This is a genomic window from Amycolatopsis sp. cmx-11-12 (assembly GCF_046269425.1).
GTDB lineage: Bacteria > Actinomycetota > Actinomycetes > Mycobacteriales > Pseudonocardiaceae > Amycolatopsis.
Map to the genome: position 1 here is coordinate 1 of NZ_JADNQM010000067.1, position 21,208 is coordinate 21,208.

Genomic DNA, 21,208 nt, shown 5'->3' on the forward strand with positions numbered 1-21,208 from the left:
GTCACCGCGATCCGCGCCTTCATCGACGGCTGGAACAACCGCTGCCACCCGTTCACCTGGACCAAGACCGCCGACGAAATCCTGCCCCACGCCACCCGTCAACGAACATCAGACGCGCGACACTAGTACAGCCGCCAGGTGGTCACTTGCCTGCAGCTGGTCGGTGAACGTCACCGGCCGCTCGGGAGCCAGCTGCTTGAGTAGGTCGTTGACCTTTTCGACGATCGCTTCCCTGGAACGCGCATCGCGGCCTAGTGTTACCCAGTAGACGCCGCCACGAAACTGCCGCAAAACTCTCGTGTTCGCCCGCACCAGCGTCGCAACGGTCGTCTTGCCGAATCCGCCCGCTCCGTGCACCGCAGTCGTGATCCCGACCGTTGCCCGCGGCAGCAACGCCGAGACGACTTGGTGCACCTCAGCTGGCCGATTCACCACCCAACTTTTCGGTCGCTGTGCGGCCGGCAAGAGCTCGGTCAGCCGACGGTCATAGCGCCGCGGTACCCACCATAGGAGCACCCCGGCGACAGTTGTGGCGAGAACCCCACCGGCCATCCACCAGAGCGGGTGGGTCTCGAATGGCTCGAACCATGGGCTGGTTCCCCCCGTGGCGACGTTCACCACGGCTGCTAGGGCCGTGGTCGCCACCGCGCCCACAAGGAATGTTGCTCCAATCCATATCGGCCACCATCGACCCCGCACGTGAACTGCCCCCTTCGATCGGGTCAACAGGCTACGTTTCGGGGAGAATGGGAGCGCGAACCGGTCCCAGTCACAGTGCGTAATCGACACGCATGTGTCCTTGACTCGGTAACCGCAGCGGCATGTCGCTGCGGATCTTCCGTGAAGCCACGTGAGCTGCGCACTGGTCATGCAGGTGCGGGCACGTACACCCACCTGTTCGCCAGGCGGCCGACAGCGGGTAAATTGCTGTTCGGCTGGAGCAGGCTGCGTCTGTCGCCGTTCATAGGTAGCTGGCGGCGAGAAGATCGAGGAACTTCGCCGCATCGATGGTTGTACCGATGTGCCAGCCCACGGTGGTGTCAGCCGCTCCGCGTGCGAACTGCTTCGGCCGGGAACTAGCGAATAAGTCTCAAGGCGAAAGCCAGCAGCACGAATACGGCCCTGATGAACTGCTAAACGCGCATCATCAGGCCAGCCTAAGCGTTGTGGTTAGCGAGCAGGAACGCCTCAGACACTGGGGGTTCAACTCGTCGGGCTCGGTCTCCTAGCGGCGATGAAGGCTTTACGTCAGGCGACACGGACTCAGGCGCTGGTTTCGTCGGTGTCGTCTGGTACCTCTTTGATCATGTTCGTTCATGGGGGTCGGTCGCCAAGGCCGCCGACGCGATCGAGGCGTCGGTGGCGCAGTTCGTCAAGACGGCCGAGGACCGGTTCGCGATGCTGTATCGGCGGCGGCTGAGCGACTCGGAGCGGTCGAGCTGACGCTCCGCCGCGCAGGCTGGCCGGCGCTAAGGTCGCCCGCCCGGACGCCGCACCGCGGCGACGGCACAGGCATCTCGGCGTGTCGGTTTGACGGCCGCCGGCACCGCCTCACACTTGACCCTGTCGTGCCGCTACTGACCGAACCTCGCCGGTAGTCACGTCCCCACGTCGTCGCGGCCCTGGCCGATACCTGATTTCACCACGAGGACCGCAGTTGATCGATAGCACCGACAGCACGTCCGGCGACAGCTCTCCAGAGGCGGTCCGCGACAAGGGCGAAGCCACCGGACTCAGCACACTGGCATCGGGATTCTCCGCAGAGCATCATCAGACCTACCTGCGGCACCTACAGCAGGCCGTCGCGGGACCGAAGAACCTGAACATCGCGCTGACCGGCCGGTATGGCACAGGCAAGTCCAGCATCCTCGACGAGTTCGAGGCCGAGTGCGGCGCCAAGACGACCCTTCGTATCTCGATCTCCACACTCGGCCCGCAGCCCGACGCCACACCGGACGGCGAGTCCGAGCGGCAGAGCCTGAGCAACCGGATCCAGAAGGAGCTCGTCAAGCAACTCCTGTACCGGGCCGCGCCTCGCACGATGCACTTCTCCCGGTTCACCCGGATCGTGCCACTGTCGTGGAAACGGGCATACGGCGAGGCGATCGTCGCCGTAGGAATGATCGCCGGGGCCCTAGCACTGCTCGGATGGTTCCCCCGGCTCAACGGGACCGGGCCAGGAAATCCTGGCTGGGTCAGCGCATTGTCGGTGCTGGGCCTTGTCGTGGTGGCCGTGGCGGTCGTCGCGACATTGCGGCGGGTGATCCACGGACGGCTCGTCGTCTCCGACGTCTCAGCCGCGGGCGCCACAGTGAAGTTGACGCAGCGAACGTCCACCTACTTCGACGAATACCTGGACGAGATCGTCTACTTCTTCGACGAGAAGTTCCCGGCCATCGTGATCTTCGAGGACCTTGACCGCTTCGACGACCCTCACATCTTCGAGGCCCTCCGCGAGCTGAACGGTCTTTTGAACCACACGGCGAAGCGCGTCAAGAAGAAGAAACCGTTAAGGTTCGTGTACGCGATTAAGGACAGTCTCTTCGAGACCCTGGGCGAGGAGATCGAGCCGGTAGCACCGGATGCCGCCCACGCTGAGACGATCCGCGCCAACCGCACGAAGTTCTTCGACATTGTCATCCCGGTAGTCCCGTTCGTCTCCCATCGCAACGCCCGCGAACTTCTCGCGGGGATTCTCGACACCGCCGGCGTCACCGGGATCGACCGGCGACTGATCGCGCTCGTCGCGCAGAACGCGACGGACATGCGCCTCTTGAAGAACATCGCCAACGAATACACAGTGTTCGCCGAGCGGCTGCTGTCCGGCGACAACGTCGCGCCGGGACTGACCGGGAGCAGTCTCTTCGCCCTGGTCGCCTACAAGAACTTCCATCTGAAGGACTTCGAGAACATCGCGCGCCGCGACAGTGACCTCGACCTGCTGTACAAGCGGCGCAGGGAGATTGTGCGCGCGGCGATTGACAGCTGTGAGCAGCGCAGACGTGACCTGCTGAAGGAGCCGGTCAGGATAGAGATGATGGAACCGTTGGCCAGGAAACTCGGAGACCGCCTGGTCGCCGTCGGCCACGCGATCAAGGAAGGGTCATCGAACAGTCCCGGTATCCGGAGGTGGCCCTATGTCAGTTTCCGCCTCAACACGGCAATGGCCTGGAGCACTGAGGACGACGTCCGCTCGTATGACTTCTGGCGCGAGGCCATCAAGGCCGACACTGTCGCCCTCATGGCCTCGTCGGACAGGACAGGCGGGAGTACACATGAGTTCGGATCACTGAGCCATCAGCGAGTCGAGGATCTGTTTCCGGAAGCAATGGACGCCGGCAGGTGGGCAGAGCTCGACGAGCGCGCCCACCAGGCGGCGATCCTCGATCTGGACAACGAGATCACGTTCCTTCGGCGTGCCGACTTCAGCGATCTCCTGTCTGACCGCAGCGCCGCACCGTCTACAGAGGCCGGTAAGATCTTTGCGGATTTCGTTGGTACGACGCTCAAGTCGAAGCTGGCCGTCAAGCTCGTCGAGCAGGGCTTCCTGGACCGCAACTTCACGTTGTACGCGGCACAGTTCTACGGCGACTTCACCGGGGTCGACGTCGCCACCTTCATAGTGCAGAGCGTGCAGCCCAACGTCATGGACGTCGACTTCTCATTCAGCGGACCCGAGGCGATCGCCAACCTGCTGGCCGAGGCACCCGAGGACTTCCCGCAGACGACGAGCGCCTACAACCTCCAGGTCGTCGACTATCTCCTGGAAAGAAGCGATCCTCGCGCGACGTCGATCGCGACGAGCATCACGGCGAACTTCAACGACGACGCACGGATCTTCCTCAGGGCCTACCTGAACGCCGGTTCGAGCGCAAAGGAACTCATCGGCTTGCTCAGCCGGCTCCAGTGGCCACTCCTGTTCACCTACTTGGTTCAAGAGGACAGTGTCCCGGAAACCATCCGCATTGACCTGGTCAGCATCGCGCTCAAGTCGTCTGTCGACGGCGGGAAGTATCACCTAGACACGACGATCGGCCAGTTCATCGGGACTCACTACGAGGCCATGACCGTCTTCACCGAACACCAGCCAACTCGTGTGACACGCAAGGTCGTCGATCTCATCAAGGCGACCGGCATTGCCCTGACCGACCTCGCCCCACTCTCCACGCCGATACGTAACCGCGTCGTGCAGCAACATCTCTACGCCATAACGGCCGACAACCTCCGGCACGCCCTCGGCGGCCCTGGTGACATCAGTCTCGATCGAGTTCGGCAAAGCCCGGCGGTATACCGCCACTGCCTAGAAAACCCGAATGCTTACCTGACCGCGGCGAAGAACGACACCGGCGCCACAGCCCAGGCGATCCAATCCACCGACACTCTCACCACCGTCCTGTCCGATGTAGACGAGACCTGGGACAGCGACCAGGTCCGGCAACTCCTCGAGCTCACCTCGCTCGCGGCCACACTCGAACAACTGGACACCGTCCCTACACCATACTGGACGCTCCTGGCCGCCCACGGGCTCTTCCGGCCGACCGTGGCGAACATCCTGACCTACCTCGACACCACCAAGCCCGTCGACCAACCCCTCGCCGAACTGCTCAACCAAGCACAAGCGATCGACGCCCATGACGAAAACGACGCCCGGTGCATGCAGGTCGCCGTCACCATCCTCAACGCGGCGCACGTCATCCCCAACCCAGGCCTGAGAGTCAAATTGGTCCTGAGCCTCGCCCTCGACGACCACGTCGACCCAGAGGAGATCGAGCCGGAACCTGGCGAACTCCTCGCCATCCTCCTTGAGCACGACCTCGTGCCAGACACCCTTGCCTCCTTCACACGGTTCACGTCGGCAGGCTGGGATGCGCTCGAAGCAGCGATCGCGAAGTCGTCGAAGTTCACGCAATTCATGACCCCCGCGCTGGTCAGCGGCCACGTCGAGGACCTCCTCCTCAGCCCAGACGTGCCTAGCACCATCAAACGCACAGTGATCGCCGAGCTCGAGCAGTACGTTCTGGGTGACGACGCCCGCGCGCTATCCGAGGCCGGCAACTTTGCCGTGAGGCGGAACTTCACACCTCCCTGGCCACAGCTCCGCAGAATCGCACGAGTCACCCGCGACGCGAACCTCACGCTGCAACTGCTCTCCCAAGCTTCGTCCCTGCCGTCGACTGCCGACGTCATCGCAGTGCTCGGCGAGCTGGGCGAGCCCTACAGCAATCTCGTGAGTCACACCGCGGACAGCTTCAGTGTGCCCAACGACCAGCCACACAAGAAGATTTTCGCCTATCTCAAGCAAGCTGGGGCGATCGCCGACGTCACACGTCCTCGACTGCCTGATCGTCCGATCACCGTGAGGCTTCTCTGATGGCTGGATAAGCAAGGCGCCGGAGCACGATAGGGTCGTCGTGCACTCTCACGTGGGAAGGCGTGATGGCGCGGATTGTGTGTGTGCACGGCATCGGACAGCAGGTCGTCGGCGAGTGATCGCCGCTGAGTGCCTGGGTTCCTGGATTCCTGCACTTCAGGACGGCCTCACGGGCGACCGCCACGGCGACGCGGCCATCGCTGACACAGTAGCGATAGGGTTCTACGGGGACTATAGACAGCAGATTCGCCCGCCTGCGGTCAACTCGTGTACTCGCCGACTTCGAAGGCATCAGCATCACTCAGGCCGCGGCGTAATCGGTGAGCTCGAGCTCTCTCGACGTTTCCGTACCCCAGCGACTCTGTCAACGCCGTACCCAGACCTCGACGTCAACGGAGCTGACGATCGAGACGCGGGACGAGCTGAATGGACCTTGTCCAGGTAGGACCAGTGACAACATTCCGGTTCCTATGGCGATGGCGCGGCAAGCGCGGCCACCTGCACGACTACCAGAATCCGAAAGGGGCGATCATCGCTCAGGTGTCACTGTCGAATCGGCCTCGGGGCCACGCCTCGCGTCTGACCACAAATCTACGACGGCGTCAGCTTCCTCCGGATGCCCGGTACTGCGTAACGCTGCGGACAGAATCCTGACCAGTTCGTCAGCCTGGCTGGGTGAGAGCGATCGCACTACGGGCTGCAGGATCCCAGCGAGTTGAACCCAGAGGCTGTCGGGATGCCACTGGTTGACCTCGGCGATGACGGCATCCGCCTGCTGCGCGTCCGGGAATACACCCAACCGGGTGGTTGTGTTGAGCATGAGGAACAACCGCGCGGATGCGGGGTTGTCGAAGCACTCGTCACGCAAGAAACGCATATTGGCGGCGACCCGGCGCCGGGCCAGTTCATCCAAATGTTCCTCGTGACGCGCTTGTCGCATTTCCTCGGCCGCGTGGGCATCGTCGTCGGCTACCGAGAGTGCCACGGCCGCTACGGTCAGCGCGCCGTCGTCCAGCTCATGAGGGAGCTTGGACGACAGATGATGGTTGACGGCATGCTGAGCCGCGCTACGTTTCATCACCTCCCATTGCTTGAGCAGGCATTCCACCTCGCTGCGTACGTAAGCGATGGCTTGATCGATCCCGGGCCTCAGTTCGAGGGGTTCGTCATTGCGCCACCCCGCGTCGAAAGTATCGCCGGTCTGAACGATGATGTGTACACGTGCGGTGAATCCGATGTGTTCGTCACTGCTTGTGAAGCGGTCATGCCAGCTGTGCTCGAGCGGCGGCAGTATCCGACGTCGGCGCCACCAGTTCACGACCTGCCCTCGTCTGCAAGCAGTGCCTGCATTGTGTGCGTGATGTCCTTGTCGAGCGCGCCGGTCAGGTCGTGGTAGAGCTCCTTACGGTCAGGGCGGTCGGCAGACCAGGTCAGGGCGATGCCACGAACGATGTCTCGAGTGGTGCGGTCCTCAACGGTGGTGCCGCTGACCGCCAGGCGCAAGATGTCGATCACGGCGTGGCGTTGTACTGGGTGATCGATCGCAGCACCAAGCCACAGTGCCACCAGCGCGGCGCTCTCGGCCTGGGGTGCGATCGCGAGATGAGCGCGCCAGCATCGGGCCAGTAACCGGTAGTCGGGGACGTAGTCACCAGACTCTCGCAGCAGAGCGACCGCGTGACCACCCGCGCTGTCGGGAGACCCCTCCACGGTGGCAGTTGCGAGACGAGCGAAGGCGTGGCTGCCAGCCACGCGAGACACGGCAGCGTTGTCACACCAATCAGCGATTTCCGCGATGAGGGTCGAGCGGGCGGAAGACTCCTGCCACAACCGGTCTATGACGTCACCTAGCGCGGGTTTGACTCTCTCATCACCATGGCGGCCGGCGTACTTGAGCCGAACTAAGGCTTTGCCTGTGTAGCGAACCGCGAATGGGCCAGCGCAGACACGTAGCACAGCGTGTACCCGCTCGATCGCGGAAGATTTTGCCCAGTCCAGAAGAAGACGGTGCACATAACGCTGGTGGACCACGAGAGGTGCGATGTCGGCGCCGACTTCCGTGGGGTCAGCGCTTGGAGCACAAGCGACGGCATCGAGGACCTCGACCAGGTCCTGCCACAAGGCGGGGTGTGTGTCATGCCAAGCCTCGGCGAGCTTGGCCAAGGGCATTTCGCGGTTGTGACGCGCGGCCCAGCCCAGCGCGAACCGTGTAATCCGTCGTGCTGCGGCTCGCCGCTGCTCATTGCTGACGGATTCCAGCGACTCTCCGGCACTGGATGCAGGGGCGCCGGCGAGCCATTCAAGGAACGTAGTACGCGCCAGAGGCCGGTCGGCCCAGAAGTATTCGAGGATAGAGTCTGCCCAGCCGGGACGCGGGAACTGGATAAGGTCTCCGGCCACGACCTCGCCGCCGATCGCGTCGAGCATTGCGATCACACCAGGTGCATGCTGCCCTGCCGCGTCCACGACACCCTTGCCGCCGAGTTTAGTGTTGAGCTGGTTCGCACCGTGATACACATGGGTCACTGGTAGTCCGGTCAGGGTGGCCGCGGCTACTTGAAAGTCGCGTTCGAAGGCGGTGCGGGAGGACTGACGGTGCCACTCGAGTAATTGCCGGCGCCACTTACCGCGCGAGTCGACCACCATCGCGATCCTGCGGGCGAGCAATACCTGATCGTCCAGGGCACCTTCGGCGCTTCCCGCCTTGGGGTCGGCGGGCAACAAACCGACCGGAGTCTGTTCGGCGGCCAAGATATCGGCGACCACCTCCATGGCGTTCGCGTTGCCGCCTTGCTCGAACATTCCGGCAATGTCGGGATCTTCAAGCCATCCTTTCACATCGATGTCCGGCTTCCGGCCGATCAATTGGGCACGTGCCAACACGGTCGACTCGACCGCGTCGGGCAGCACCTCGCGCGCGCTGGGCCACCTTGGCGACGGCTTGGCACCGATACGACGCCACTGATCGGGCCGAGTCAGTACGATCAATCGACTGTTCTGTGCAGCGAGCATCCGGTCCAAGTCGGGCAAGCAGTCACCGAAAGTATCGTGGACGCGGAAGCCCTCTTCGTCGTCAGCCGGCAGTTCCAAGAGCCATACCCGGAGTTGATCCGTTGGCAACCGCTTGTCCGGGAAATATTCAGATCCGCCGAACATCAACCGTGCGACGTCGAACAACTCATTCTGCCCGCTCACCGTGTCACTCTCTGACGCCGCCGCAGCCTGGGTTTGCCGAACGTCGAAGGACACTGCTCTAGCATGCCGGGCCTCCGGCACTGATGACAGGTCAACAGCCATTTCGGCGGTTCCGGACGCCCTGTGATCGGACGGATCGGAACTGGTCGTCGGCGTGCCGTTCCAACTCGAGGTGTCCTCACTGGACGGCCTTTCCGGCCCCTGTCGGTCCGCTGCAGCGGACAAACCAGCCAGGCGCGCAGCGAGCGCCTCGGCATGAGTGGTGCGACCAGAGTTCTCCTCGATATCGAACACAACAATCCGCGTCTGCTCGCGTATCAGGCTCACAAGACGATCGAATCCTGCTGGCCTTGCGTATGTGTCCAGCACCCTACTTAGATGAGGCGGCCGCACCGGAGATTGGTCCAACGGCACCAAGCCTTGGGTCACCGACACCGCCCCGACGACAGAACCGCCGGACATCGACTTGATGCCGATCGACGCGGTGGACTGGGGCGTTCCAGGCGGACTCGCCTGTTCGATGTGGAGGCCGACTGGTTCTGGAGCGTCGTCGAATGGCAGGGCGCCAGGGTTTCTGCCGGTGAGCGACTCAACCGGCAGGGTGGGCGGGGTGTCAGCTCCGGCCTCCGGCTTGTCACCCGGCCCTGTCCCGCCAGTTTGGGCTTCGAGGGCCAGTTCTTCGTCGGGCACGTCTGAGGCCGGAGGTTTCTCTGCCTCGACACCAGTCGTCTCGACCGGAGCGACGGGCTTCTCGATGAGCTGTGCTTGGTCGGACATACGCTGCTCGGCACCTGGATCGCCTTCAGGCCCGCGTCCCTCCTCGGGCGCACTACCAGGCCCTTGAGCAGCGCCCGAGTCTCCGCGTGCGCCGCGGCGGTTGAACCAATTACCCCCCGTCTCGCTCACCGGCGATCGCCCGAACGGAATCCGGTGACTGACCCGCCTTCGTGCAGCGTGCCGATCTTCTGAACGATGTGCGCCTCTGTCCCCGGGGTCGGTTCACCCAGGTCGGCTCCTGTCATCGTCCCTCGGACATGATCGGCAGCCTGGTTCACCTCGATCAACGAGCGCACGGCCTGATCGAGGTCAACCGGCGCTCCCTCCAAACGCTCGATTGCCGCGTGAAGCCGCTGGATCGTGTCCAGCAGCACGGCGTCCTCAGGTTTCAGCGCGAGTTGCTTCTCGCGGTAAACCTCCAACACTCGCATCGCGCCAGCAACCTCGGCCTCCGCGGCGGCTTTGTCTCTGTCATCCGTCTCCACCACGTCGCGCTGTCCCGGATCCTGCACGGTGTTCCTGGTTAACTCAGTGACCGGACCACTGGTGGACATCGACGCGTCAGCAGAGCGCCGCTGAGCTCGGCGATCAAGAGCAGCGTTGCCGCGGTCGAACAGGAATTTCACGGCATACCCCAAGCCGACGGCACCAAGCGAGGTCAACGACAACGGATCCATGAACCAACGACTCCCACGATATTAAAGGCATCCTGACGAGGTCTTGAAGGTGCTATCGGAGCACAACCTTTTCGACTCATCAGCCGTTACACGAACTGTCCACTCGATCGGAGCAGCGCGGAGCGAGGTCCACTTTTATTACCACATCTTCTCTCGCATCAGCACGCGCATAGTCATAGTTCGAGACGACTCTAGGCCTGACCGGCACCGGCGGCATGGGAACCGCCATGCGGTCATGATGCGCGACCTCGCGTCATACTCCGAGCAGATGCATCACATCAGAGATCGGTCGACCTCGATCTACTCAAATGCACAGCAAAGCATCCTGCAGCCAGTGACGCTGGACAAGAACGCCAGCGGTAACGGCGCTTTGAACTGACAGCCCCGACATTATGAGTCAGATTCTGAGCGATCGAGACGACCAGCGATCATATTCGATCAAGACAGTGCACAATTCGCCAAGGCAGCCAGCTGGATTACTGCCGCCGCACCCACAACGTTCCGGCCACCGCACCTCATCGCACCGAGACCGTTGGCAAACTTGATCCAGCCTCCCCTATTCGTGAGTCACTCCCCGTAACCAGCAATCTAAGATCAGCTGTTGATACTCGAGCGACCGGAACACGTCGAAATGCGTTTGAAGTCACCCGATGCGGAACGATAGACCATAGAACTGCGGAAACAGAGGAACGACTGGCCGGGAGCCAATTGGGGCTTCGCCGCACAGACTACTCGCCTGCTCTCGCATCAAGCTACTGAACGTCACGAGAGCCGGAGGTGTGTGGTTAGTGAGCAGCTCGCCCCTCGGACACGTTCACTGCGCACACGGGTGGTTTCGGCTGAGTTTCAGCGGTAACCACCCGTTTTTCATGATCATAGGTCAACTTGACTCCCAGTTGTCGATAGACCTCAAGCTTGTCCGCTGGGTCTGCTTCTCGCAGGGTGGCCAACAGGCCCCCGAGCGCCTCGACCAGTGCCTGAATCTCTTCGCCGCTCATCCGTCGGCATCGGACGGATCCATCACTGTCAGCCGCGAGCCGCGCTTTCAGCGCCGCCTGCTCACGTTGAACCTCGCCGCTCCACGCGGCCACCAATGCTGGATCGGCTCCCGCCTCCAACGCCGCTCGGTGACGCCCCAACTTCCGGTCGCACTCGAGAAGCGCGCGACGGATCTCTGCGTGTGCGGGTTCGATATCGGGTTGGGCAGCCTCCAACATCGTCAATGACTGTTCCACCCGCTCGGGGCGGAACACCTCCGCCAACCAACGGTCCAGCTGGTCGAGAATGGCGTTCTCCCGCACGTACACCGTCAGCGGGTGATCGATTTTGTTCGCGATGGCGTACTCGTTCGGGAACCGGCATCGGTAGTGGGCCATGTTGTGGTTCCAATTGCCCTGCATCCGCCGCCCACACGTGTCATGAAACAACAACCCCTTCAGGGCGTACCCATGCTGGCGGCGCGCCGTCACCCGTCCAGTCGACCGTGGCCCGCGCGCGGCCAGGCGCAACTGCACCTGCTCGAACACTTCACTGCTGACCAGCGGGTCGTGGACCGGCTGATCGGACAAGATCCACTGGTCTTTGGGATTCCACGCCATCTTGGTCTCGTGCCCCAGAGCGACGTCCTCGACATCGATCAATGACTCCTGCTTGCGCTGCTTGTTCCACACCTCATGCCCGGTGTATCGCGGATTGCCCAGGATTCCCCGCACCGCGCTCTTCGACCACGCCACCCCCGAGCGGTGCGGATTACGCGCACGGTCGTAGAACGACGGACACGCGATACCGTCATCAGTCAGCCGCTGAGCGATCGCGAACACTCCGATCCCCGACAGGTACTCCTGGAAGATCCGCTGCACCGTCGGTCCAGTCGTTGGGTCCGCTTCCAGCCTCCGCAGTCGTTTCCCGTCTGCGGCTTTGGCCGGGTTGGGGTGCGGACCGACGTCGACCAGTTGGTACCCATAGGGAGGCCTCCCGCCCAGATAGCGTCCCTCGACCTGAGCCTGCGCGGCCATCGCGGTCCGTACCCGGACCTTGATCCTCGTCCGCTCCCCCTTGCTCATTCCGCCGAAGACCGACATCACCAGATCGTGGGCCTCGGACTCGGGATCGATCGGACCGCCGACTTCCGGCACCCACAACTGCACGCCGTAGTGCATGAACACCGGGAACGTCAGCCCGTACTGATTGCCATAGAACGCCCGTTGTGGCTCACCAATCACGACCCCGTCAAACCCGCGGCCTCGGTCCTTGAGAGCCTCGAGCAGAAGGGACGCCTGCGGGCGGCGTTTCCACGGGATCGACCGCGACTGGCCGATATCGAAGAACGAGGTGACAACTTCGCCATGCCGCTCGATCAACGCGCGAGAACGAGCAAGCTGCCAGTTCCGCGAGGCCTCGGGATCCTGCTGATCCTCGGTTGACACACGCCCATAGAACGCGAAACGACCAGTCATGCAGCTTCCCTCCTGGAGTCACAGACGTCAGTCCGGGTATCGCGGGCGATGAGATCGGATTCCGCGGCCCGCTGCTCATTCCGTCTTAGGAGCCGCAGCAACGCCAATGCCGCGGCAGGAGTGAGCACCGGCGGTTCGACGGGCACCAGAACCTTCAGCTCGGGTGGCTCGCCAGGAGTCAGGCGTCCAGTGGCGTCGTCACGCCGCTCGACTTCGCCTGCCATACCTGGTGTCCTTTCAAGCACGGTAGCGTCGATTCGCGAATATGGGAGCTCCCATGCCGGGGACTGCCGGATCGACCAAACCTCAGGCGGTCGCCTTGAATGCCTGCGTGGCAAGCATTCATGGCCTCACGCCGCACGCCTGGGAGCTTCGTGGAAGTCGCCCACCGCATGAACGGCAACCAGATCCGCCAGGATCAGGCTGAGTGCGTAAGCGGCTTGCTGGGGAACGACTCCGTTGCCCAGCGCCCGTAGTTGCGCGGTGCGCGGTAGGTCGAGGTCGGTGACCCAGCCGGCATCGAGGCCCATTATCCATTCGACGAACGCCGGGGACAGCCGGACACGGCCGTTCTTGCCGGGCTCGGTGGGATGCGGGGCGGCTAGTCCGCGGATGGCTTCCCAACGTCGGATGGCCGGCCCGTAGATTCCCCAGTCAACCTGTGGCGCCACGCTGACGGCGCTTCGCTCCAGGTCTCGAGTTCGGTCGGCAGGATCCCCAGAGCGATCTCGACAGCCTGTTCCAGCCCGGGGCCCGATCGGTACACCGCCGCCGCGGTCCGGCTGTTGCGGTTGCCACCCGCACGAGGTGTCGGCAAGAGACGTACGGCCGCCGGCGCCAAGGTCAGATCGCCTGTCGAGCGACGCGGCACCACTTCCCGGGCGCGACCGGTATGGCCGGCTCGCGTGGTCGGCAGGAGCCTCACCGCGATTGACAGCGGCATGCCCATGCCGTTGCCGTTGATCTTCCTGTTTCGGTGTCGCGCCTGCCGACGCAACCAGCCGACAGGGTCCTCTCCGTCGTTGGGATTGCTGTTCGTCGGAGTCGGCAGGAACGTCGTCACCGCATCGGGCAAGGTCACCTGATGCCCGCCCGCCCTGCGGGATTCCGGTGAGCAACCGGCGCGGCTGTCGTCGCTCGCTTGCGGAGTCGGTAGCAGCCGGACGGCATCGGTCAGCGTCGTGCCGGCCTGCTGCGCCGGCTTCATCGTCCGCATGACCGTCTTGCTCGCTGATGAACGGGCGTCCCCGACGGTCGGGGTCGGCAACCCCCGTGGTGAAGGTGCTTCCGGCAGGGTAAGCGACGAGAAAGACCCTGTCGCGTCGATGCGGCGCTCCGATGTCGGACGCACGAACGCTCGTCCAGCACGCGTCATACCCGATTTCGGCCAGGTCGCCGAGTACGACGTCGAGGCCGCCCTTGCGCCAGCGGAGCGCGGCCACGTTTTCCACGACGAGGAGCGCCGGTCGTAGATGGCGAACGGCTGCGACGACCTGGTGCCAGAGTCCACTGCGTGTTCCCTTCCTGATGCCGGCACCACGGCCGGCGGAACTGATGTCCTGGCAGGGGAAGCCGACGACGATGACGTCGACCGGCTCGACCTCTGTCCAGTCGGTGGTGGTGATGTCGCCGAGGTTGCGCACGCCCGGCATCCGGGCAGCGAGAATCGCGCTGACGTGCCGGTCCGGGTCGGCTACCCAGGCAGTGCGGGCTTGCCCGAACGCGGCGATGACAGCGAGGTCGAGACCACCGTAGCCAGTGCACAACGAGCCGATCACCAGTTCACGGTCAAGGATCCGATACTCCCTGCGATCACTGGGTCGTGTCGTGCTCGTGCTGGCCGGTTGCTGGTTCATGCGGCCTCCCGGCCGTCGTCGGCGAGCCCGATGCCGTCGGTTTCCGGTTGCACTGGACCCCACCGGAACCGGCGGTTGTAGACCGCCCAGTACACGGCCGGCTCGACCAGGACCTGGTGCCGTCGCTGTTGCGACCAGGTCCAGCGTTCCGGCGGCTGATCCACTCCACGCAGCGTGCGGCCCCGTACGACATACCCGAGGTAGACGGGATTGTTCAAAATGGTGCGCACAGCCCCAGGACTCCATGCCCGCGGCCGGCCAGAGACCGGATCGGCCGGCCGGGAATGCTCCTGCTCGGTCAGAAGCCGGGTCAGGTCGCTTTCGCTGAGTTTGCCGTGCAGGTACCAGGCGAAGATGAGCGCCACGACCGGGGCGCGCAGCTCATCGACGATCAGCCGGTGCCGCCAGCCGCCGCAGCCGGTTTCGGCTTCGACCCAGTGGTGTTCCAGGGTGTAGCCGTACGGCGCGGGTCCCAGCCACCAGCCGTCGCGGGTGCGCTGCCGGAGCGAGGAACGCGACCGTCGAGCCATCTCACGCTGGTACCCGCGGACGGCCAGATAGCCGTTCATGTGCCAGTCGTCGTCTTCGTACGGGGCCGTCAGGAAATCGGCCAGGCCTTCACGCATCCGCCGCCACAGGCCCGGTGTTTCCGGTTCCCTCGCACGGTTCTTCAGGAAGGGGTACAGCGCGGGATCGTCTCGGCGTGAGGTCCGGCGCGGGCTGTCGCTCCGCTCGGGAGTGGTGGTCATGACGGTCCTCTCCTTGCAGCGAGTGGGTGGAGGTCGACACGCGGCGGACGCTGGCTGCGGCTTGTGCATCGCGGGTCGCGTCGCCGCAATCGCGGGCAGTGCGTCTGACGAGTGAGTGAATGTGTGCTCAGGCGGCGGCCGATGCCAGCCGTGTTTCGCGAGCGCTCCGATGCGGTCGCGGATGCACAGGCAGCGCCGGGATGAGCTGGGTCAAAGCCGGATCACTGGCCTCGGGGTCGGCCCGGAACACCAGCACGGTGTGGTGCGCAGGCAGCGCGATCGGATGTCCGAGAGCGCGTTCCGCTCGACCGGCGGCGCGCCGCTGAGCGAGGGTCGCGCGGGTGTACGCACGCCGCCGCACGGCGGCGGTGAGAGCCAGACAGCGCGCGATCGGCGCCAGCCCGGAGGCGCTGCCGATCTCGGCGATCCGGCTGGGAACGTCGAGCAGCTCATGCCGGAGGGGATGGCGCTGCGGGGCACAGGTGATGACCACGTGCCCGCCGGGACGCACCAGCGGCCGGTACTGCGACAGCAGGCTGTGCAGCCGGTCCAGCGCACCATCGATGTCGCCGTTCGACCCGGCGGGGCGCAACGTGGTCAGCAGGAGATCGACGCGCCCGGTCAGTCCCGCTGTCGCCGCGGCTACGGCTGTGCCGGGGCGCCGGTCGAGTACGAGGACCATGCCGTCGACGAACACGCCGCGTGCCTTCGCGGCGGTCACGTTCGCCCGCGCCAGCCGCCACCACCGCCGCTGCCCGGTCAGCCCGATCGCGTGCCGCCCGGAGCACAGCGCTTCGACGATGGCTGTCCCCGCTCCACAGTCCGGGTCGAGCACCACACCACCGGGCCGGGTAAAGGCCGTGATGGCGTGGCGGGCGATCGCCGGAGCCATCAGTGCCGGGTCCGTGCTGGTCGCGTCGTGGTAGCCGCCCTCGTCCAGTTGGGTCGCCACGCTGGTCGTCCCGGTCGGCCACACCGAGGCCACAACCGGCCCCTCCGGTTGCTCCCCCGCCGGCTGCGGAAACCGCTTGTCAGCGCGCTCAGACATCCGAGGTCTCCGTCCTGTCGGCGACGTCGCCCTCCGGGGCGGCGAGAGGCAGCCGCCGGAACAGAACGAGGTCGTGGTGCACACGGCTCAGCGGCAGCGCCCCGGCGCCGTCTGCCCGTGGCGACCGACTACGCGAGGCCGTCGGGATTGCGGTCCGCGCGGCAGCAGCGGGGCTGGCTGCCGGGTCCGGTGTCGGCGCGGTGAGCACGGCGATGTGGTCGAGACACCGCAAACCATGCTGACCCAATGTGTCCACCAAGACGGGGTACGGGTCAAGCAGCCGCCCGCCGAGCAAGTCACTGTGCGTGACTATTGTGGTGAGGCCGCGCGTGGTGAGCAGGGCGTTCCAGTCGGTGTGACCGAGCCAGTCGGTGGCGTGCGGGTCGAGTGCGGTGATGATCAGATCGAATTCGCCACGGGGCCGGTCTCCGGCGCGGTGACGAAGGTGTGCGGAGTCGGTGTCCGGGTCCGCCACCGGGCGCGGGCCGGGCCGACTGGGTCGGGGTCGCGACCCCGACCCAGCGCCGCCGTGCCGGAACGGGTCAGTGTGGCCACTCGGGTAGTCCGGCGCGGGTGCCGCGGTCGCGGTATCGGCGCCGCGGCCGAGCCGGGCGACGGTCCAGACTGCTTCGGCGAGTCCGGTGTACGGGTCGCCGTCGTCGGTTCGGCCGGGCGTGCGCGGCGACGGGTGCGGGGAAACCGGTGGGGTGAGGAGAAGGACACGGTCGCCGGGACGGGTATAGGTCGTGACGAGGGTGAGGATCGTGCGGCCGAGCCAGCCGGCGAGCTGCGCGGTGCCGGGCAGTGCCTCGGCATCGGCGAAGGGCCACAGAGTGCTCGGGCGCGCCGAGCGGATCCGTCCGGTGATGGCTGCCTGGGAGGGCGCGCGGCGTCGGCCTTGGCCGGTGCTTGCAGGGGCAGCCATCCGGCGATGCGGCCTCTGGTGGGGACGGCGGCCGGGCTCGTGGTGAGGCGTTGAGGTCATCGGTGGCCTTCCTCGCGGTGTGGTGGCGTGGTCTGCCAAGTCACCCCAAGAGGCCGGTTTCGGGGCCGATTTTGGACACCAAGAATCCAAATTTTTCGACAAATTCTGAGCGCGCCCCCGAAACTCACCAAATTGAGCCACGCTTTCCAAGCGAGAGGTCGCCTGATCCCGCGAGGCAGCGGGACAAGAACGGCGCGAGTTTCCACTCGCAACTCCGTCACCGGCGACGAACTCGACAGAATTTTGGATGCCGCGACCCCGGGCCGCCGCCGCAACTCGATCACGCTGCGATCGTCGAGCATGACGCTACTAAGAAGCACTTAAAAGCACAGTTCAACGGCTACTAAGGCCGATCTTGAACGACCGGTCGAGGCTGGCCCGCACCACCCTGCCTGAATCCTTCCAGAAGCCTGTTTTAGTAGCGAGCTCCAGTTACTAAAAGGATCATCTTTGTTCTTTTCTTGTCCTTTTCTTGTTGCCGTTCTGGCGTCCTGACGTGGTCGATGCAAGTGACTCGGGCAGGAGCAAGGAAATGACCGACGATGAAAGTGTGTGCGGTGCGATTCGCCGCGATCACGAAGGGCACGACTGGCTGCCTTTGGACACGGCGCGCGATGCCTTCGGCTGGCTGGTGACCGGGCCGAAACCGATGGCCGTGCACGGCTCCAAGTTCGCGGGGTTGCCGCGGCGGCCGGTGCCGCTGGACGAGCTGCGGGACCGGGTGATGAGCAAGCAGTGCCCGCCGCGCACCCGCGACGACGTGTGGGCGCATCTGGTGCTGCGTTCACGTGCTCACGGAGGCGCCTGGACGGTCGCGTGCGTCGGCATGGCACTGCCCTCGCTGGCCGCCAGCGCCCGGTGGCTGGGCGCGCGGTACCGGGGCGATCGGGCCGATGCTCACGCGGCCGTACTTACCGGGTTCGTTCAGGCGCTGGCCACCGTGGACCTGACCGATCCCGGCATCGTCGTCCGGCTGCACTTCGCCGCGCGCCGCGCCGGGCAGGCGGCGCTGGAGGAGTCCCTCGACGCGCCACCGCCCGTGGACACGGACTATCACTCCACTGCTCCCCGCCCGCCGTACGGGCACCCCGACCTGGTGCTCGCCCGCGCGATCGGCGAGGGAGTCCTGACCCCGACCGAGGCGGATCTGATCTCGGCGACCCGACTGGGCGAGGTGTCCCTGACCGCCTGGGGAGCGGAGCACCAGAGCGAGTTCTGGGCGACCTACAAAGTCCGCCAGCGAGCCGAACACCGACTCGTGTCGTGGCTGGCCGACCGCACCGAGAACCCAGACTCCGAGGACCCCGTCGCCGAGGCCGCACTGTCCTCACTCGCCCTCGGCGAGAACAACCCGCACACCGACGCCGAGGGTGCCGTGTCACGCGCGGTAAGCGGCCGTCGTCGCAACGGGCGACCGGCCAGTTCGAAGAAATCTTCACGCTTGGTGTCCAAAAACGACCCGAAATCCGGCCTCTTGGGACGCGGGGAGACCCCACCCAGCTCTCCGCGGACCGCCGAGCACGAGCCGACTTCGGAGGTGCGCCGATGCGCCTGACACCCCATCCCCAGACCCAGCAGACCACCGTGCCGTCGCGCCCACGCGCGGCGAACGCCCCCGATCAGACACAGCCCCGCGCGGACATCACCAAATGCTCGCGGCCGGTGGCACGCACGGGTGGCGCACGGCCCCGTCATCGGACCTCTCAACCGCCGTCCGCGCGCCGCATGCTGTCCCGGTCTGTCGCCATGGTGGTCCTCGGCGCGGTCGTGTTCAGCACGCTCACCGCGGATGTGGCGCAGGCATCAACGCAGGTTCTCGCGCTCGCGACCAGCGTCGATCAGGTCTTCACCAACATCCGCAACTGGCTGGTCGGGATCCTGGCCGGTCTGGCGACGGTGTTCCTGACCGTCGGCGGGGTCCGGTACCTGCTGGCCGGAGGCAACCCCGGCGAAACAGAGAAGGCGAAGGGGTGCTTCAGGAACGCAGCATGGGGCTACGGATTGGCGGCACTGGCGCCGCTCGCCGTGGAAATCCTGCGCGGGATTGTCGGGGCCTGAGGTCATGGTCAAGACCCGGCGTCCCCGCGATCGCGGCGAGCCTCGCGTGCGCTCAGCGACCCGGGAGCGGGTCCTGCTCACCTCACCCATCCCGGAAGGACACGCTCGCAGTCCCCGGCATCGGTTGGTGCAACTGCTGCCTCTCGGCGTGGCCGTGGTGCTCGGCTGCCTGCTGACGGTCGGTGCGTGGGCCACGCCCGAGAACCTCGCGCCACGCGACGCGCAGCAAGCCGCGGTCGCCGTCGCGCAGCAACCACCGCCCTTGCCCCTGCCGACCAACCCGCCGGGACACACGTGCGCACCGGATTCACCGGACCCGACATGTCACTTCCCGACCGGGTCACCGCATCCGCCGACGCCGACGACCCCCTTCCCGCCAATCACCGAACTACCGCCACCGACCAGTTGTTTCCCCAGCCAGATCGGGTGTACTCCCAGTGGCCCGACCACTGCGCCGCGAACGAACACCACCACGCCGTGCACCGGAGAAGGCTGCATCCCGCAACCCGATACTCCCCCGCCCGCCACAGCTCCGGGACAGCCCGGTCCGGGAGTGGACGGTGACGACCCGGACTGCGGCATCACCGACATCGAGGGCTGCATCAACAAGGCCATCAACGCGGTGTTCCGCGAGCTGGTCAAGTCCGCCCTCGACCCGCTTCTGAAGCTGCTGGGCGACACCGCCTTTACGACGCCGACGCTGGATTCCCTGCCCGGAGTGACGAACCTGTGGAACAACTCCTGGCTGATCGTGCTGGCCTGCTACGGCGGGCTGATCATGATCGGCGGGATCATTGTGATGTCGCACGAGTCGGTCCAGAGCCGCTACTCGATCAAGGAGATCGCGCCCCGGCTCATCGTCTCGTTCTTCGCGTCGATGCTGTCGCTGTTCCTCATCGACAAGGCGATCCGGCTCGCCAACGCACTGTCCGCCGCGGTGCTCACCGATGGAGTCGATCCGCCGCAACTCGGCGACAACTTGACCAAGTCGATCGGCGGCGCCTACTCGGCGATGGCATCTGGCGGGCTGTTCGCGATCTTGCTGCAGGTCGTCCTGGTCATCGCCGTGATCGCGCTGCTGCTGGTCTATGTGGTGCGGGTGATCCTCACGTTGATCCTGACCGTCTCGGCTCCGCTGTGGGTCGCTTGCCACGCCCTTCCCCACACCGACGGCATCGCCCGCTGGGGGTGGCGTGCGCTCGCCGCCACGCTCGGCACTGAGGTCGCGCAGTCGCTCACATTGCTCGTCGCGGTCAACACCTTCCTCAACGGCAGCACAAAGCTGTTCACCTCCATCGGCGGCGGGCTGATGATGCTCTTCGCCGTCCTCGGGCTCCTCTACATCCTGTTCAAGATTCCGTTCTGGTTCCTCTCGGCCACCAAGCTCGGCCACGGCCGCTCCTTCCTCGGCGGGCTGGCGAAGGCATATATCGCGGCGAAAACGTTCGGTGCTATAGCGGGCAAGTCCGGTGGGTTTGGCAAAGCCGGCGCTGTCGCCGGTGGCGGGAAGGGCGGCACAGGCGGCGGGGGCCGCGGTGGTGCTGTTGGCGATCCACCGTGGCCCGCTCAGCCGCGGATCGCGCCGACACCGGAGGCGGTCAACAAGCGATTGCAGGCGGCCTACGACGCCGACCGCGCCCGCGCTGCCCAACAGCCGCGCCCGCTCTCGCAGCGACCGGAGTTTCTGCAGCCCGGTCCGCAGGAGACCACCCACGACCCGGCCGTCACCCCGGCCACCCAAGGACCCGTCATGCCCGAATTCAGTTCCGCATCCAAGCCCGTTACTCCGGTCCCGCCGCCCGCCGGGCGCCGCCGCGGGCAGGCCGCGACGGCGCCCCGGTTCCAAGCTCCCGATGCGCCGCGCCGCGCCGGTGGTGCCGCGCCCCCGGCTCGACCGGTCGCGGTGGCAGCGGTTCCGCCGCACTTGCGGTTCCAGCCGCCGACTCCGGAACCCAGGCACGTGTCCCGACCGGTCACGCCAGCGCCCGCGCCACCCGCAGCACCGGTGTTCCGGGCCGCGCGTCCGGAGCCGCGCA

The 21,208-nt window shown here is 65.5% G+C and carries 13 protein-coding genes and 1 pseudogene; 5 read left to right on the top strand and 9 right to left on the bottom strand.

Annotated features, from left to right (window positions below):
- Window positions 1-126 (top strand): annotated as a pseudogene (locus tag ACLARN_RS42770) (IS630 family transposase); the annotation flags it as partial.
- On the opposite strand, the gene ACLARN_RS42775 reads toward ACLARN_RS42770, so the two are convergent.
- Window positions 109-621, bottom strand: coding sequence for an NB-ARC domain-containing protein (locus ACLARN_RS42775; RefSeq protein WP_409497210.1), 513 nt, complete (start codon window positions 619-621; stop codon window positions 109-111). The pseudogene ACLARN_RS42770 and the gene ACLARN_RS42775 sit on opposite strands and share 18 nt — an antisense overlap.
- 1,036 nt (window positions 622-1,657) lie before the next feature.
- On the opposite strand from ACLARN_RS42775, the gene ACLARN_RS42780 reads away from it, so the two are divergent.
- The gene (locus tag ACLARN_RS42780; RefSeq protein ID WP_409497211.1) at window positions 1,658-5,371 is read left to right on the top strand and encodes a hypothetical protein; all 3,714 of its coding nucleotides are present in this window, start codon (window positions 1,658-1,660) and stop codon (window positions 5,369-5,371) included.
- A 529-nt stretch (window positions 5,372-5,900) separates the two neighbouring features.
- Here the strand turns inward: ACLARN_RS42780 and ACLARN_RS42785 are convergent.
- The 8 genes from ACLARN_RS42785 to ACLARN_RS42820 form a co-directional block, all read right to left on the bottom strand.
- Window positions 5,901-6,689: a hypothetical protein gene (locus tag ACLARN_RS42785; RefSeq protein ID WP_409497212.1), complete on the bottom strand. Its 789-nt coding sequence runs from the start codon at window positions 6,687-6,689 to the stop codon at window positions 5,901-5,903.
- Entirely contained in the window at window positions 6,686-9,343 is a 2,658-nt protein-coding gene (locus tag ACLARN_RS42790) for a hypothetical protein (RefSeq protein ID WP_409497213.1), read from the bottom strand. The genes ACLARN_RS42785 and ACLARN_RS42790 overlap by 4 nt, the downstream gene beginning before the upstream one ends.
- Window positions 9,344-9,468: 125 nt before the next feature.
- Window positions 9,469-10,020 (bottom strand): hypothetical protein, encoded by a 552-nt coding sequence (locus tag ACLARN_RS42795; protein ID WP_409497214.1) that lies wholly within the window; start codon window positions 10,018-10,020, stop codon window positions 9,469-9,471.
- A gap of 785 nt (window positions 10,021-10,805) precedes the next feature.
- Complete coding sequence (locus ACLARN_RS42800; protein WP_409497215.1) at window positions 10,806-12,476, bottom strand: recombinase family protein; 1,671 nt, start codon at window positions 12,474-12,476, stop codon at window positions 10,806-10,808.
- A gap of 350 nt (window positions 12,477-12,826) precedes the next feature.
- Window positions 12,827-14,332 (bottom strand): DNA cytosine methyltransferase, encoded by a 1,506-nt coding sequence (locus ACLARN_RS42805; protein ID WP_409497216.1) that lies wholly within the window; start codon window positions 14,330-14,332, stop codon window positions 12,827-12,829.
- On the bottom strand, window positions 14,329-15,081 hold the full coding sequence (locus ACLARN_RS42810; RefSeq protein ID WP_409497217.1) for a recombinase family protein: 753 nt from the start codon (window positions 15,079-15,081) through the stop codon (window positions 14,329-14,331). The genes ACLARN_RS42805 and ACLARN_RS42810 overlap by 4 nt, the downstream gene beginning before the upstream one ends.
- 127 nt (window positions 15,082-15,208) lie before the next feature.
- Window positions 15,209-16,129 (bottom strand): DNA methyltransferase, encoded by a 921-nt coding sequence (locus ACLARN_RS42815; protein ID WP_409497218.1) that lies wholly within the window; start codon window positions 16,127-16,129, stop codon window positions 15,209-15,211.
- The gene (locus ACLARN_RS42820) at window positions 16,122-17,054 is read right to left on the bottom strand and encodes a hypothetical protein (protein ID WP_409497219.1); all 933 of its coding nucleotides are present in this window, start codon (window positions 17,052-17,054) and stop codon (window positions 16,122-16,124) included. The genes ACLARN_RS42815 and ACLARN_RS42820 overlap by 8 nt, the downstream gene beginning before the upstream one ends.
- Window positions 17,055-17,646: 592 nt before the next feature.
- Here ACLARN_RS42820 and ACLARN_RS42825 point away from each other — a divergent pair.
- The 3 genes from ACLARN_RS42825 to ACLARN_RS42835 all read left to right on the top strand — a co-directional run.
- Complete coding sequence (locus tag ACLARN_RS42825; RefSeq protein WP_409497220.1) at window positions 17,647-18,669, top strand: hypothetical protein; 1,023 nt, start codon at window positions 17,647-17,649, stop codon at window positions 18,667-18,669.
- Window positions 18,660-19,172, top strand: a complete 513-nt coding sequence (locus ACLARN_RS42830; protein WP_409497221.1) for a pilin — start codon at window positions 18,660-18,662, stop codon at window positions 19,170-19,172. Before ACLARN_RS42825 ends, ACLARN_RS42830 begins: the two co-directional genes overlap by 10 nt.
- Before the next feature lie 46 nt (window positions 19,173-19,218).
- The coding region (locus ACLARN_RS42835; protein ID WP_409497222.1) for a hypothetical protein at window positions 19,219-21,208 on the top strand (1,990 nt) is incomplete at its 3' end.

Coding starts and splice junctions, on each gene's coding strand:
- ACLARN_RS42790 (WP_409497213.1), bottom strand. CDS start 9,343: ATGTCCGACCAAGCACAGCTCATCGAGAAGCCCGTCGCTCCGGTCGAG.
- ACLARN_RS42795 (WP_409497214.1), bottom strand. CDS start 10,020: ATGGATCCGTTGTCGTTGACCTCGCTTGGTGCCGTCGGCTTGGGGTAT.
- ACLARN_RS42800 (WP_409497215.1), bottom strand. CDS start 12,476: ATGACTGGTCGTTTCGCGTTCTATGGGCGTGTGTCAACCGAGGATCAG.
- ACLARN_RS42805 (WP_409497216.1), bottom strand. CDS start 14,332: ATGAACCAGCAACCGGCCAGCACGAGCACGACACGACCCAGTGATCGC.
- ACLARN_RS42810 (WP_409497217.1), bottom strand. CDS start 15,081: ATGACCACCACTCCCGAGCGGAGCGACAGCCCGCGCCGGACCTCACGC.
- ACLARN_RS42815 (WP_409497218.1), bottom strand. CDS start 16,129: ATGTCTGAGCGCGCTGACAAGCGGTTTCCGCAGCCGGCGGGGGAGCAA.
- ACLARN_RS42820 (WP_409497219.1), bottom strand. CDS start 17,054: ATGGCTGCCCCTGCAAGCACCGGCCAAGGCCGACGCCGCGCGCCCTCC.
- ACLARN_RS42825 (WP_409497220.1), top strand. CDS start 17,647: ATGACCGACGATGAAAGTGTGTGCGGTGCGATTCGCCGCGATCACGAA.
- ACLARN_RS42830 (WP_409497221.1), top strand. CDS start 18,660: ATGCGCCTGACACCCCATCCCCAGACCCAGCAGACCACCGTGCCGTCG.